The 14,566-nt window shown below is 66.7% G+C and carries 12 protein-coding genes; 9 read left to right on the top strand and 3 right to left on the bottom strand.

Features of this window, described 5'->3' with window-relative positions:
• The first annotated feature begins 53 nt into the window (after nucleotides 1–53).
• Together ABE473_RS17150 and ABE473_RS17145 are read left to right on the top strand one after the other, a co-directional pair.
• The gene (locus ABE473_RS17150) at nucleotides 54–2,543 is read left to right on the top strand and encodes a membrane-bound PQQ-dependent dehydrogenase, glucose/quinate/shikimate family (protein WP_346490329.1); all 2,490 of its coding nucleotides are present in this window, start codon (nucleotides 54–56) and stop codon (nucleotides 2,541–2,543) included.
• 110 nt (nucleotides 2,544–2,653) lie between these two features.
• Nucleotides 2,654–3,112: a DUF4952 domain-containing protein gene (locus tag ABE473_RS17145; protein WP_346490328.1), complete on the top strand. Its 459-nt coding sequence runs from the start codon at nucleotides 2,654–2,656 to the stop codon at nucleotides 3,110–3,112.
• A gap of 23 nt (nucleotides 3,113–3,135) precedes the next feature.
• Here ABE473_RS17145 and ABE473_RS17140 read toward each other — a convergent pair whose 3' ends face one another.
• Together ABE473_RS17140 and ABE473_RS17135 are read right to left on the bottom strand one after the other, a co-directional pair.
• Nucleotides 3,136–3,528: a DUF3037 domain-containing protein gene (locus ABE473_RS17140; protein WP_179458581.1), complete on the bottom strand. Its 393-nt coding sequence runs from the start codon at nucleotides 3,526–3,528 to the stop codon at nucleotides 3,136–3,138.
• Nucleotides 3,506–4,282 (bottom strand): HipA family kinase, encoded by a 777-nt coding sequence (locus tag ABE473_RS17135; RefSeq protein ID WP_346490327.1) that lies wholly within the window; start codon nucleotides 4,280–4,282, stop codon nucleotides 3,506–3,508. Before ABE473_RS17135 ends, ABE473_RS17140 begins: the two co-directional genes overlap by 23 nt.
• Before the next feature lie 129 nt (nucleotides 4,283–4,411).
• On the opposite strand from ABE473_RS17135, the gene ABE473_RS17130 reads away from it, so the two are divergent.
• From ABE473_RS17130 to ABE473_RS17100, 7 genes are all read left to right on the top strand, one after another.
• Nucleotides 4,412–6,883, top strand: coding sequence for a prolyl oligopeptidase family serine peptidase (locus tag ABE473_RS17130; RefSeq protein ID WP_346490326.1), 2,472 nt, complete (start codon nucleotides 4,412–4,414; stop codon nucleotides 6,881–6,883).
• A gap of 268 nt (nucleotides 6,884–7,151) precedes the next feature.
• Nucleotides 7,152–9,380, top strand: coding sequence for a patatin-like phospholipase family protein (locus ABE473_RS17125; protein ID WP_346490325.1), 2,229 nt, complete (start codon nucleotides 7,152–7,154; stop codon nucleotides 9,378–9,380).
• 75 nt (nucleotides 9,381–9,455) lie between these two features.
• Nucleotides 9,456–9,788: a hypothetical protein gene (locus tag ABE473_RS17120; RefSeq protein WP_346490324.1), complete on the top strand. Its 333-nt coding sequence runs from the start codon at nucleotides 9,456–9,458 to the stop codon at nucleotides 9,786–9,788.
• Between the two features lie 15 nt (nucleotides 9,789–9,803).
• Complete coding sequence (locus ABE473_RS17115) at nucleotides 9,804–10,472, top strand: HAD family hydrolase (RefSeq protein ID WP_346490323.1); 669 nt, start codon at nucleotides 9,804–9,806, stop codon at nucleotides 10,470–10,472.
• Nucleotides 10,473–10,474: 2 nt separating this feature from the next.
• A complete protein-coding gene (locus ABE473_RS17110) occupies nucleotides 10,475–10,879 on the top strand; it encodes a hypothetical protein (protein WP_346490322.1) in 405 nt (134 codons plus the stop codon).
• Nucleotides 10,880–11,088: 209 nt separating this feature from the next.
• Nucleotides 11,089–11,841: an SGNH/GDSL hydrolase family protein gene (locus tag ABE473_RS17105; RefSeq protein ID WP_346490338.1), complete on the top strand. Its 753-nt coding sequence runs from the start codon at nucleotides 11,089–11,091 to the stop codon at nucleotides 11,839–11,841.
• Nucleotides 11,842–11,843: 2 nt separating this feature from the next.
• Entirely contained in the window at nucleotides 11,844–12,227 is a 384-nt protein-coding gene (locus ABE473_RS17100; RefSeq protein ID WP_346490321.1) for a hypothetical protein, read from the top strand.
• Between the two features lie 22 nt (nucleotides 12,228–12,249).
• Here the strand turns inward: ABE473_RS17100 and ABE473_RS17095 are convergent, their stop codons facing one another.
• On the bottom strand, nucleotides 12,250–14,382 hold the full coding sequence (locus ABE473_RS17095; protein WP_346490320.1) for a TonB-dependent receptor: 2,133 nt from the start codon (nucleotides 14,380–14,382) through the stop codon (nucleotides 12,250–12,252).
• Nucleotides 14,383–14,566: the final 184 nt, after the last annotated feature.

Genomic DNA, 14,566 nt, shown 5'->3' with positions numbered 1-14,566 from the left:
GAGCCGCGGGGCCGGCAGCAACGTCGGCGATCTTCGCGCTTCAGGAGAAACCGATGTCCACCACGACGCAGACCCGCCACCCCCGCCATTGGCTGGTGGCTGTGCTGGCGATTGTCATTCTGTTGCTGGGCGTTGTATTCACCGCAGGGGGCGCCTGGCTCGCCAGCCTCGGTGGTTCCTGGTACTACGTCCTGGCCGGTGTCGGTCTGCTGGTCTCCGGCGTGCAGCTGTGGCGGGGCCGCTACAGCGGTGCGCTGTGGTTCGCGCTGGTGTTCGTCGGCACGCTGCTGTGGACGTGGTGGGAGTCGGGCAGCAACTACTGGCGCTGGGTGCCGCGCCTGGGCCTGATCGTGGCGATCGGCTTCGTGCTGTCGCTGCTGCTGCCGACACTGGATCGTCCGGTCTCGCGCAAGGTCTCGCGCGGGATCGCCGGCGTGCTGGCCCTGGTGTTCGTCGCTGCCTTCACCCTGGCCTTCGTGCCGCACGGCGTCACGGCTGCCGAGGGCGCGTTCCCGGAGCCGATGACCAGCACCGGTCTGACACCGACCGCCGATGCGCCGCTGCAGCCGGCCGACCGCCCGGTCGACGGCGACTGGGCGGCCTATGGCCGCAACAATGCCGCCACGCGCTTCTCGCCACTGCAGCAGATCACCCCGGATAACGTGGGCAAGCTTGAGCAGGCCTGGTTGTTCCGCACCGGTGACCTGCCCGAGAAGCGCTGGGGCGCGGAAACCACGCCGCTGAAAGTCGGCGACAGCCTGTACCTGTGCACGGCCCGCAACCAGCTGGTCGCGCTCAACGCCGCCGACGGCACCGAGCGCTGGCGCTACAACCCGAAGATCAAGGACAAGTCCATTCCGTACACCGCGGCCTGCCGTGGCGTCTCTTATTACGAAGTGCCGGCCACCGCGCAGGATGCTGCATTCAATGACGTCGCAGCGGACCTGGCCGTCCCGAGTGGCGTGCCGGTGCTGACCCAGGTGCCGCGTGGCGCCTGCGCGGCACGCATCATCGAAGGCACCCTGGATGGCCGCCTGATCGCGGTCGACGCCGCGACCGGCAAGCCGTGCACAGGCTTCGGCAACAACGGCCAGGTCGACATCACCGTCGGCATGGGCGACAGCCCGGCCGGCTATGTCTCCATCACCTCGCCGCCGGCGATCGTGCAGGGCGTGATCGTCACCGGCCACCAGGTCCTGGATGGCCAGCGCCGCGACGCGCCATCCGGCGTGATCCAGGCCTACGATGCCGTCACCGGCAAGCTGCGCTGGGCCTGGGACATGGTCCGCCCGGAACGCACTGGCGCACCGCCGGCGGGCGAGACCTATACCCGCGGCACCCCGAACATGTGGACCACCGCGACCGGCGACGACGAACTCGGCCTGGTCTACCTGCCGATGGGCAACTCGGCCGGCGATTACTGGAGTGGCTCGCGCACCGAGAACGAAAACAGATACGCCACGTCGCTGGTCGCCATCGACGTCAACACCGGCAAGCCGGCCTGGCACTTCCAGGCCGTGCGCAAGGATGTCTGGGATTACGACATGGGCTCGCAGGCGACCCTGATCGACTACCCGACGGCCGCCGGCAAAGTCCCGGCGCTGCTGCTGCCGACCAAGCAGGGCGACATGTACATCCTCGACCGCCGCACCGGCAAGCTGCTGACCCCGGCCGAAGAGCGCAAGGTGCCGACCGGCGGCGTCGAGCCGGAGCAGCGTTCCCCGACCCAGCTGTTCTCGCTGTATCACACGCTGCGCAAGCCGGACCTCACCGAGCGCGACATGTGGGGCATGACCCCGATCGATCAGCTGGTCTGCCGCATCCAGTTCCGCAAGGCCAGTTACGAAGGTTTCTACACTCCCCCGACCGCGGACCGTCATTCCATCGAGTATCCCGGTTACAACGGCGGCTCGGACTGGGGCAGCGTGGCGGTGGATCCGCGTCGCGGCGTGATCGTGGCCAACTACAACGACATGCCCAATTACAACCGGCTGGTGCCGCGCGAGAAGGCGGACAAGCTGGGCTGGCTGCCGCGCGAGGACGTGACCGCCGACAAGGGCGGCGCGGAAGGTGCGGGCGATCCGCAGGTGGGCACGCCGTACGCCATCGACGTCAACGCCGGCTGGCGCCTGCCGTTCACCAAGCTGCTGTGCAAGCAACCGCCGTACGGTGGCATCCGTGCCGTCGACCTGCGTACCGGCAAGACCCTGTGGGACCGCCCGTTCGGCAGCGCCCGCGGCAACGGCCCGTTCGGCATCCGCTCCGGCCTGCCGATCGAAATCGGCACGCCGAACAACGGCGGCTCGGTGGTCACTGCCAGCGGCCTGATCTTCATCGCCGCGGCGACCGATGATCTGCTGCGTGCGATCGACCTGAAAACCGGCAAGGAACTCTGGCACGCCAAGCTGCCGGCCGGCGGCCAGGCCAACCCGATGATCTATGCGTTCGGCGGGCGCCAGTACGTGGTCATCATGGCCGGCGGCCACCACTTCATGGAAACCCCGGCGGGCGATTACGTGATCGCCTACGCGCTGCCGAAGTGACATGCGATGCGCCTGCTGGATCGAATAGGATGACGCTCCGTTGTTGACGTCCGCCGAATCCGATCATGAGCAAACCAACACGCAGGCGGACACAGGGCGTCCTCCTTTGCATGCTGTTGCCGCTGGCCGCCATTGCTCACTCCGAGGTAAAGGCGCCGCTCGGCGCCATGGCCGAGTGGGAGGCCCACGGCCGCGCTGAAGGCTTGGCGCGACCGGACACCCCGTGCCAGGATTTCCTGGCGGCCCTGGGCCGCAAGCCGGACAGCCTTCACTACCTGGGCTGTGACAAGGACGACGATTCGTACCTCAAGCCGATGACCGCCCGCTACGCCGTGAGCGGCGCTGCCGCAGCGGAGGTGGAAGCCTATCTGCGGCAGCGCTTCGACATGCCGGCACTGGTGTACGTCTGTTGCGGTTGGGGCAGCGAACCCCACGCCTGGCGCGAAGGTCCGGACGGCGTGAGGTACGACATCGGCATGGGTGTGGAGTCACCGTCCTTCCCGCGCGAACACTGGGACCGGATACCGTCGTTCGGCGTCACCGTCGGCGTGCTCAGGCAAAGCCCGTAGTGCGGCACCGCCCAGGGGGGGGGCTACCGCGGAACGCGCACCATCCGGTTGAGCAGATGCTCGACCACGCCTGTCGGCTCTGCCGTACGCCCGACATGCGTGCTCGACATCTGCACCACCGAGCTGCGCTTGGCGGTGAGGAAATGGAAGCGCGCGCGCGCAGGCAATTGCGCGATCGGCCCGGCGGTCGCGTCACCGCGGCAGATCGCCACGATCGCGTCCAGCCAGGGCCGCAGTCCTTCGATATCCAGTGACGGGGCAAAGGCACGCAGCCGCTCCAGGTCCAGCTCGATCGCCGCTTCGAGATGCTTGGCGCCCGGGCACGATACGATCACCCCGACGTTGATGAATTCCTCGCGCTCGACGCGGGGCACCACGCGGATCACCGCATAGTCATACGTGTGCAGTGTGGGCACGGACGGCCTCCTGGACAAAGGCGGCGCGGACGCGAAGACGGTGTTGCAGGTAATCGATGTACGCCTGGCGGTAGGTGGCCGGGCTGTCGAAGGCGGGTTCGTCCACCAGCCAGCTGTCCGGCACCAGGCCGACGATGCGCTCGATTTCCGCATCCGGCAGCATCACCGCGAGACCGGGATCCACCTCGGCAATCTGCGTGGCGAACGGCAGCAGCACATGATCGCGGATCAGCACGAACGGCTTCCTGCAGGCCTCGCCGGCACTGGCCCAGTCGTGATGGAAATACATCGCTGCGCCGTGGTCGATCAGGTACAGCTTGCGATGCCAGACCATCAGGTTGGGATTGCGGGCGGTGCGGTCCACGTTGCTGGTGAACGCATCGAACCACACGATCTTCGAGGCAAGCTCCGCATCGGGCTGCATCGCGGCCGGGTCGTAGTTGATCGCGCCGGGCAGGTAATCGCTGCCCAGGTTCAGGCCTTCGCTGGCGCGGATCAGGTCCTGGATCTCCGGGTCCGGCTCGGTCCGCGCGAACTCGCGGTCCAGCTCGACGAACAGGATTTCCGGAATCGGCAGGCCGAGCGTGCGGGCGATCTCGCCGGCGATCAGTTCGGCGATCAGCGCCTTCGGTCCCTGGCCGGCGCCCCGGAACTTGAGGACGACCATGCCGTCGTCGTCGGTCTCGACCACGGCGGGCAGGGAGCCGCCTTCGCGCAGCGGGGTGACATAGCGGAGGGCGTGCACGGTTCGCATGGGACATTCTAGCCGGGCTTTGCGGTGTCGGGCGGTTAGCCCTTCCGGCCCATTCCCATCGGCCCAAGCGGTGCTAGATTCGGGCCATGCCCCTGTGCGGGCACTCGTTGACACTGCAAGGGGATAAGGATGCTGATTCGTCGTACCTCGTTGGCTGCGGCCGTTGCCGTGGCCACCCTCGGCCTGCTGCTTGCCGCACCGGCCTTTGCCGGTTACGCCACGCCGCCGGAACACCTGCTCAAGGTGCTCAAGGCGCCACCGCCGCCGACGCCCAGCGTCGACCCCACCGGCCAGCGCCTGTTGCTGACGACCGTGCAGACCTATCCGTCGATCACCCGCGTTGCCCAGCCGTACCTGAAGCTCGCCGGCGTGCGCCTGGAGCCGAAGAACCGCAGCCGCCACGACACTCCGGGTGGTTACGGCATTCCACCGTGCGTCGGTGACTTCACCGTGGTGGAGACCCTCAGCGGCCGCTCCACCAAGGTCACCTTGCCCAGCGGTTGCGCCGGCATGGCGCTGTGGTCGGCCGACGGTCAACGCTTCGCGTTCCAGAATGTGGTCGATGACAGCGTGCAGTTGTGGATCGGTGATGCGGTCAGTGGCCAGGTCCGCCAGGTACCCAACGTAGCGCTCAACCCGATCTTCGGCAGCACCGTGCAGTGGCTCGGTGGCAGTCAGCAGTTGCTGGTCAAGCTGGTGCCTGCCAAGCAGGGACCGGCGCCGAGCGCCGAAGGTGCGATCGGCCCGGACATCCAGGAGTCGCTGGGGACGGCGGGCGAAAGCAGTACCTACGAAGCCCGCGATACGCTGACCAGTGCCTACGATGAAGCGCTGTTCGCCTATTACGGCCAGTCGCAGCTGGCGGTGGTGGATACCGCCTCCCACACCGTGCGCACCGTCGGTGCCCCGGCGCTGCTGGACAGCATCGGGGCCGCCCCGGATGGCGTGCATGTGCTGACCAAAACACTCAAGGCACCGTTCTCGCATGCAGTGACCTATCAGCGTTTCGCCAATGACGTGGCCGTGCTGGATATCGCCAGCGGCCGCAGCACGCCGATCGCCAGCCTCCCGCTGGCCGACCGCGTGCCGGTGCATGGCGTGTCGGAGGGTCCGCGTGATTTCGATTGGCGCGCCACCGATCCGGCCACGCTGGTCTACGCCGAGGCGCTGGACAAGGGCGACTGGAAAGTCACTGTTCCGCATCGCGATCGCGTGCTGATGCTCAAAGCCCCGTTCACCGCCAAGCCCACCGAGATCGCCCGTACCGCGCAGCGCTTCGAAGGCCTGGCCTGGACGGCGCAGCCCGACGTCACCTTCCTCGACGAGAACGATGAGAACCGGCACTGGCGCCAGACCCGCATCGTCAACGTGGACAAGCCGAAGCAGGAAGGTCGCCTGCTGTGGGATCTGTCCAGCGATGAGCTCTACGAGGACCCGGGTAATTTCGTATACGAGCGCCTGCCCAACGGCGCCTACGTGGTGCGTCAGGAAGGCAACACGGTCTTCCTGCGCGGGCAGGGCGCTTCGCCGCAGGGCGATCGTCCGTTCCTGGATGCGCTCAGTCTCCGCAGCCTGAAAACGGAGCGTCTTTTCCGCAGCGATGCCGATGCCTACGAGCAGTTCATCGGCTTCAGCGCCATCCCGGGCCACCTCATCACCTGGCACCAGTCGGTGACCGATGCGCCGAATGCGTTCGTGCGCCTGCTGGGCGAGGATGTCGCCGACGCCAAGCCGGGCGAGGCGCAGTTCATGTCCAAGCCGGCCGCACTGACCCATCTGGTCGACCCCACCCCGGAAGTGCGCCAGATCAAGAAGCGCCTGGTCACCTACACGCGTGCCGACGGCGTGGACCTGTCGTTCACCCTGTACACCCCGCCGGGCTACAAGGAAGGCCAGCGCGTGCCGGCGATCCTGTACGCCTACCCGGCCGATTTCGCCAACGCCGCGCAGGCGGGGCAGGTGTCCGGTTCGCAGCAGACCTTCACCCGCCTGGCACCGTACCGGCTGATGCTGCTGGCCGGTTACGCGATCATCGACAACGCCTCGTTCCCGATCGTCGGCGACCCGAAAACTGCCTACAACACGTATCTGGAACAGCTTGAGGCCGATGCCAAGGCCGCGGTGGACAAGGCCGTTGAGCTGGGTGTGGTCGACCGCAACCGGATCGGCGTCACCGGCCACAGCCATGGGGGCCTGATGACCGCCAATCTGATCGCGCATACCGACCTGTTCAAGGCCGGTGTCGCCACCAGTGGTTCGTACAACAAGACGTTCACCCCGTTCGGATTCCAGAACGAACGCCGTTCGGTGTGGCAGGCACAGGACGTGTACCTGAAGGCCTCGCCGTTCTTCTACGCCGACAAGATCAAGCTGCCGCTGCTGCTGGTCCACGGCGAGGACGATGCGAACCCGGGCACCGAGCCGTTCCAGTCGCGCAAGCTGTTCCAGGCGATCCGCGGCAACGGGGGCACCACGCGCCTGGTGATGCTGCCGCACGAACCGCATTGGTACACCGCGCTCGAATCCAATGAGCAGCTGGTGTCGGAAATGCTGACCTGGTTCGATACCTACGTGAAGAATGCGCCGCCGGCCAAGCGCTGAGGCGGGGCATCGGTAGCATCCGCCGTCCTTCGGCTGCGGTGTGCAACAGACCAACGGCCGCCCCTCAACGGGCGGCCGTTCTGCGTTCTCCCGGGCGTCATCAAGGCGCTCGCCCCGGGCGCACCGGGTGGACCTCGCCGCGCCCGGCAGGCAAAGTGCGTTTCAAGGGGATGACGGGTACCGGGGAGCGAGGGATCGAATGCGGCAGACACAAATACAAACCACCGACAGGGCCACCCGGCGTGCTTGCCGCCGCTGGCTGTTGGTTGTGGCGGCGCTGGCGTGCGCCCCGCTGTTGGCGGTTGCGCAGACCGCTTCAGCGTCCGGTGATTCCGTACCGCAGGATCCCGACCGCCCCCGCACCTGCCTGGTGCTCGGCGGTGGCGGTGCCCGCGGCGCGGCCCACATCGGTGTACTCAAGGTGTTGGAACGCGAGCGCGTGCCGATCGACTGCATCGTCGGCACCTCGATGGGCGCGGTGGTCGGGGGCCTGTACGCCTCCGGCTACACCGCCGATGAGATCGAGGCGGTACTGGACCGGATCGACTGGGCCGAGGTGCTGCGCGACAAACCGCCACGCGATGAGCGCAGCATGCGCCGCAAGGAGGATGACCTGCGCCTGCTGGGCGGCGTCGAAGTCGGCCTGAGCAACGGCAAGATCGCGTTCCCGCAGGGCCTGATCCAGGGCCAGAAGCTGGAGATGCTGCTGCGCCGCCTGTTGCTGCCGACCTGGCAGGTGCGCGATTTCGACCGGCTGCCGATTCCGTTCCGGGCGATCGCCACGGACATCGTCAGCGGCGAGAAAGTCGTGTTCGCGCAGGGCGACCTGGCCTTGGCCATCCGCGCAAGCATGTCGGTGCCGGGCGTGTTCGCGCCGGTCCGCCATGAGGACCATCTGCTGGTCGATGGCGGCGTGGTCGACAACGTGCCGATCGATGAAGCGCGCCGGCTGGGCGCGCAGCGGCTGATCGTCTCGCGGGTGGGCTCGCCGCTGATGACCGAGGCGCAGCTGGATTCGCCGCTGGCGATCAGTCACCAGATGGCCAGCGTGCTGATGCAGCGCGAAGTACTGGCGCAGCTGGCCACGCTGGGGCCGCAGGATCTGCTGATCACGCCGCCGCTGGGCGACATGGGCAGCCAGGATTTCAACCGCTCGCCGCAGGCGGTCGGCGTCGGTGAGCAGGCCGCGCAGGCCGAGGTGGACTCCGTCCGGCGCTTCCAGGTGGACGACACCCGCTACGCCGCGTTCCAGCGTCAGCATCGCCCGCCGGCCTACGAGACGCCGATCGTGGCCTTCATCGATGTGCTGCACGACAGGACGCGCACTGCGCGCTACATCGAGCAGCGCCTGCAGCCCGAAGTGGGCCAGCCGCTGGAACCGGACCGCGTCGAGCAGAAGGTCGCCACTGCGTACGGCGAAGGCCGCTACCAGCAGGTGCAGTGGCGGCTGGAGGAGCGCGACGGGCAGCAGGGCCTGGTGCTCGCACCGCAGGACAAACGCTGGGGTCCGGATTTCCTGCATTTCGCGCTGCGGCTGTCCGATGATTTCGATGGCAGCAGCAACTACCAGCTCATCACCGAGCTGACCCGCACCGGCCTCAGCGAGCAGGGCGCCGAGCTCAAACTGCGCGTCGGGCTGGGCGAAGTGGAAGAGGCGTTCGCCGAGTATTACCGCCCGTTCGGCAGCAGCGGCCGGCATGCGCTGTCCACCTACGCCAAGTACCGCGCCACTGATCTGGACCTGGCGCTGATGCGCGGTGGCGCACTCGCCGAGTTCCGTTACAGCCAGTGGCTGGGTGGACTGCGCTGGGCGTATTCGCCGCACCCGGACTGGGAAGTCGCCCTGTTCGGCGAGCGCGGCCGTGAGCACCTGCGCCTGGACGTCGGCAACCCGACCGAGCTGGGCAATTACCGCGCGGACATGGGCAGCGTCGGCTGGCAGCTGCGCCACGATTCGATCGACAGCTCGGCCTTCCCCAGCCGCGGCCAGCGCCTGTCGCTCACGCGGCAGCACTACCTCGATGCACTGGGCACCGACAACTCGGCGGCGGTCACCCGGGTGCAGTGGGATGGCGCGTGGGCGCAGGGCCACAACCGCTGGCTGGGCGGGGTGCGCGCCACCTCGGCACACGGCGGCGATGATCTGCTGGCCACCTACGGCTTCCTGGGCGGGCTGGGCAATCTGTCCGGCTATCCAGAGGAGGCCATCTTCGCGCCGCAGACCGCGCTGGCACGGGTGGTGTATTACCGCCGCGTCGCGCATGCCGACTCCCTGCTGACGATTCCGCTGTACGTCGGCGGCAGCGTGGAGTGGGGCGGATTCTGGCAGCGTCGCGAGGACGTCAACATCGATGGCATGCAGACGGCGGGCAGCGTGTTCGTCGGTGCCGATACGTTCCTGGGGCCGGTGTTCCTGGGGTATGGGCGCGCGCAGGGCGGGCACGACTCGTTCTATTTGACCTTCGGCTCACTGCTGCGGACGTTGGATGGGTTCTGAGCTGACGGGCGCAATGACGTCCCGCAGCGCGCCCCGCGCTTTATCCTGTGCAGCCCATCCCGTGATGTGACGCTGATGAAATCGATGTTCCTGTCATTGCTGCTGCTGCTGTTCGCCGGCCACGCGAATGCCGCTGATGCACCTTCGCTGCCTGCGGCCTGGACGCAGATCGGCATCACTGTCGGCATGCCCTACGCGCAGGCCAAGGCCGCGCTCATCAAGGCCGGCTGGGTTGCATCTGCGCCCGACAACGACGGCGACCCCGTCTTCGCCGCGCATCCCGAGGTGGATTGCGGGCAGGGCTGGGACGCGATCTGCTCGGCAGGATACGGCCGCGGGAACGAGACTTACGGTCTGGTGCTTGCGCCTACCGACGATGGAAAACTGCTGGTGCAGGGCGTTTTCTGAAAGGAGCTGATACGGATGTCAGACCGCACTGTGGTGGTATTCGATTTCGACTTGACGTTGACCCGATGGGAGACCGCGAGCCGGTTCTTCAAAGGTCTGCTGCGGCGCCAGCCGTGGCGGCTCGCGGTCGTAGTGCTTGCGCTGCCGGTGCTGGTTACACTCTGGGTGGTGCCGCAGACGCGGCGGCGGCCGGTGCGCTTTGCAGTCTGGATGGCCACGTTCGGGCGCAGCCGCGCGTCGCTTGCCCAAACCGCACTGGCGCATGCCGATGAGGTGTTCGCCGGACCTGACTCTGTATTCCTGCCCGAGGGCGTCGAACGACTGCGCCACCATCTCGCCCAGGGCGACGAGGTCGTCATCGCCACCGGCTGCTGGGAGCCGCTCGCACGTGCGCTGCTGGAGCGCGAAGATCTGCAGGATGTGCCGCTGGTCGCTTCGACCCTGCGCCCATGTCTTGGCGGGTGGGTCAGTGAAAACCACTGTCTTGGCGAGAACAAGATTCCCATGATGACCGAGTGCGGCTATCCGCCGCCGTGGCGCATGGCGTACACCGATCATCGCGTCGATCTTCCGCTGCTGCGCAACAGCCGGCAGTGGTGCCTGATCAGCCCAAAGCCAGAATGTCTGCATCAGATTGAACAGGCAATGGAGATGAAGGCCGATATTTTAAACTGGAGGAGTTAAAAATGACGCTGTTGACTCGATTTGAGTACAGCAAGAAGGCGATGGTCCATATGCAATGGATGCGATGGGTATTTGGCCTGACCACGTTCCTCCTGGCGGTGACAGCCCTCGGTTTTGACTCTCCGTGGAGAGTGGGGTGGCTGGGTCTCGCGGCCATCATCCCGATGTATGTTCACGCCTTCACGGGACATCCTGAGGAATTGAGGGAGTTGCGGAAACTGGCCAGAGATCATACGGACCCCGGACACGCTGAAGCGCAGGCAGTATTGAAGGCGATCGAGAGTGAGTTTCACGGTCTGCGCGCTGTTGCGCAGCTGGCAATACTTTGGGTAGGGTTGTTAGTCTATTTGGCGATTTGCTTCAGTTTTGCTGAACCTTTCGATGCGATATTGTGGTTCGCTACTTAGTGGGTTTTCCTCGTTGGCGAGCACCGCACCGTAACTCTGTAATACAGGATCGTCTGTACAGCCTATATCTGCTGTCAAACCCGGGAAATTATGGTCTTGCGCTGCTACGCAGCTTGAAGAGGGGTAGTCGATCACTGAGACTGCTCGCCTCAGCCCTTCCAGAGAGTTACGTCGTGTCTACAGCTGTCCAATCAGTCGTACTTGCCGCCCTGCTTGCTCTCTATGCCCTGTATTCAACTCATGTATCCGCGCAGGAGGTGCGGGCCACCAATCCACTGTTTGTCACACCAGTCTCCGAGCTGAAGCCCGATCAGGTGGCGCAGATGCAGCAGCGCCTGCTGGACTGGCCGCAGCTGCAGCGCTACCGCGGCGAAAACGCCGCATTGGTGCCGGTCGCGCCGGGGACGAAGCGCGTGGTGTTCTACGGGGACTCGATCACCGAAGGTTGGGGGCCCACCGGCAGCGAGCGTTTCTTCCCGGGCAAGCCCTACGTCAACCGGGGTATTTCCGGGCAGACCACGGCACAGATGCTGCTGCGCTTCCAGCAGGACGTCATCGCACTGAAGCCGGCGCTGGTCGTGATCCTCGCCGGCACCAACGATATCGCCGGCAATACCGGGCCGACCACGCAGGCGATGATCGAAGACAACCTGCACGCGATGGTGGAACTGGCGCAGGCGCACAACATCCGCATCGTGCTGGCCTCGGTGCTGCCGGTCAGCGATTACCCGTGGCAACCCGGCGTGCAGCCCGCGGGCAAAGTGACGGCGCTCAATCGGGCGTTGCGTGCTTACGCGGAGGAGCAGGGTCTGGTCTATCTGGATTACTACACGGCCATGACCAACAAAGACGGCGGCCTCGACCCGGAACTGGCCGCCGATGGCGTGCATCCCACGCCGGCCGGTTACGCGAAGATGGTGCCGTTGGCTGAAGCGGCGATTGCCCGGGCACAGGGGCGCTGAGGATGAACAACCCTTATTCGGTCACCGCGCGGGCCCCGCTTCCCGTCGCTTCCCGGGGATACGGCCTGCTGGCGGTCGGCCTGTTGAGCAGTGGCCTGACCGCGATCGTGGTGACCGCCACCGGGCGCTTCGTGGTTCCGCAGTTCCAGGAGATATTCAGTAGCTTCGGCGTGGGGCTGCCGTGGATCACCCGTGTCCTGATCCACGGGTATGGCTGGATCTGGATCGGCCCCGCGCTCGTCCTGCTGCAATGGTTTTGCGGCCCGGGCGGGCGCTATCGCTGGCACCTGGCCGCCGCGCTTGGCATGCTGTCGATGCTGGGCGGTACGCTGCTGACCTTGTTCGGATTGTACCTGCCGACGTTCCAGCTTGGTGGGGTGGTGTGAGGCGCCGCACGGCCCGAGGCGCTCAGTCAAAGCGCCAGCGCACCCCGGCATACACACCGCGCCCATCACCCGGCGTGGAACGCGCGACATCCTTGCCCGCATCGTCGTAGCCCGGGGTCACCGTGGCGGCGTAGTGGCGGTCGGTCAGGTTGCGCAGTTCCGCCCAAGCCTGCCAGCGGCCGCCGGGGGCGTCATAGCCGATGCGCGTGCCGAAGATCACGTGGCTGTCGGCGGCCATGCTGTTGGCATAGTCGACGAACATTTTCGACGCGTACTCGGTGTTCAGCCCGGCGTAGAAGCCGGCCGGGTGGTCGTAGTGCAGTTCGGCCTGGTAGTAGTGGCGCGGCAGGCCGGGCAGGCGGTTGCTACCGAAGCGTGCATCATCGCGGTAGCGGAAGTCGCTGAAGGTGTAGGCCTGGCGCAATGACACCCGCCCGCCGACGCCCTGCCACATCGCACTGTCCAGGCCGGCTTCGATGCCACGGTGCACGGTCGGGCTGGCGTTGGATTCGGCGATGAACAGGTTCGGCACCGGCTGCACTTCTACGGTGAGCAGTTCGTGGTTGAGGCGCGCGTAGTAGCCGGTCAGTTCCCAACGGCCGAGTGCGCTGTCCCCGCGCGCGCCGAGTTCCAGCGTGGTTGCGGTCTGGTTGTCCAGGTTCACCGGCGCGCGTTGGCGGCCGGTGGAGGCGCCATTGCCGGCGGCGAAGTACTGGTTCGATCCCCAGATCATGGACCACGGATGCGCCGGTTCCACCGAGCGGCTGAGGTTGCCGAACCATTGCGTCTGCGGCGTCTGCTGCCAGGTGAAGCCCAGCCGCGGCGCGTAATCCCACTGGCGCTCGGATAGTTTCTCCGGCGTCGCCGGCCAGGTGACCTGCACATCGCGGCGGGTGTGTATCAACGCCAGCCCGGTCTGCAGGCGCAGCGTGTCGCTCAGCGCCAGATCATTGCCGACGTGCAGCACGCTGTCGGTGCCGTAATGCTCAAAGTCGCGGGTGTGCGTGCCGGCCGCGTACCCGTTGCTGGCGAAGCGCAGGGTCTCGCGCACGTTGGCATCCAGATCGTGGGTGACGCGCAGGCCGATCGTGGTCACGCTGTCATGCCCGAACAGCGCGTGCCGGCGGCGGTAGTCGAGCGTGCCGTTGAGGTTGGCGTAGTCCAGCTGCTGGCGGTACAGGCTCTCGTTCAAGTCCATCGGGTAGGTGTGATAGACGAGGCCGGCCTGCAGCGACGAATCGTCATCGATGGTGTAGGTCGTGGTGTTGCCGATCCAGGTGCTGCCCGGCTGCGGGCGGCGCGCGTCGATCGCCAGGTTGGCTGGATTCGCCGCGCGTGGATCGTTGCGGATCTGCGCGCGGGTCAGACGCCCCGGGGTTTCGTGATCGGTCTCGCGGTAACGCAGGAAGAAGCGCGTTTCCAGATCCGGGGTGAGCTGCCAGCCGAGGTTGGCCACCGCACCTTTGCCCTTGCCGGCCGCGTGCTGCTGATAGCCGTCGTACTCGGTATCGGTGTAGGCCAGGAAATAGTCGACAGCGTCGTGCACGCCGCCGACGCTGATCCCGCGCTTCTGGTAACCGCGTGCGCCGGCTTCGTAGTGCAGCTCCAGCCCGGGTGTATCGCGCCCGCTGCGGGTGATGTAGTTGATCGCACCGCCCAGCGCCAGGGCACCGCGCTCGAACCCGTTGGCACCGCGCAGGACCTCGACGCGGCTCAGCCACAGCGGCTCCAGCAGCTCGTACGGCGTGCCACCCGGGCCGGTCAGCGGCAGGCCATCCAGCGAGACCGACAGGCCGGAGGCATGCGCACCCGGCGCGCGGTTGAGGCCGGAGCCGCGGACGGAAACCTTGACGCCTTCATTGCCGGCGCTCTGCGCGCTGATGCCGGGCTGGTAGGCCAGCACATCGGCGGTACCGGCGAGGCGGCCCTGGCCGACCTGGGTCATATCGACGACGTTGCCTGCGCCGGGCACCCGGTCGAGTGCGCGGCGCGCAGCCTCGGTGGCATCGGCGGCGGTGACGTTGACCGCGTCCAGGGTGACGGCCTGGCCAGCAGGCGCGGCGCGGGCGGTGTCGGTGGCGGCAAGGCTGGCCAGCAGGGCGGCGGCGAGCAGGGACAGGGCAGGGGCGGTGGAGCGATTCGGGAGGACAGTCATTCGTGCGCGCTATCAGTGTCGACAGGGCGCGTGTTGGCGCGACACCCTGTCAACTTCATGTGGGGCGCGCAAGTTAACAGGATGTGGGGGTGTTCGTCACCCTTGTGGGGCGTATGGGGGCAGGCACGTGCCGACGACGGGAGGTCGGTAGTGCCGGCCGCTGGCCGGCTCTGCAGAATCCATG

It is taken from the genome of Stenotrophomonas sp. TWI700 (genome assembly GCF_039673645.1).
In the GTDB taxonomy this organism is placed as follows: Bacteria; Pseudomonadota; Gammaproteobacteria; order Xanthomonadales; family Xanthomonadaceae; genus Stenotrophomonas; species Stenotrophomonas maltophilia_AA.
The sequence above is the reverse complement of the archived record's forward strand: the minus strand, read 5'-3'. Positions and strand labels throughout refer to the sequence as shown.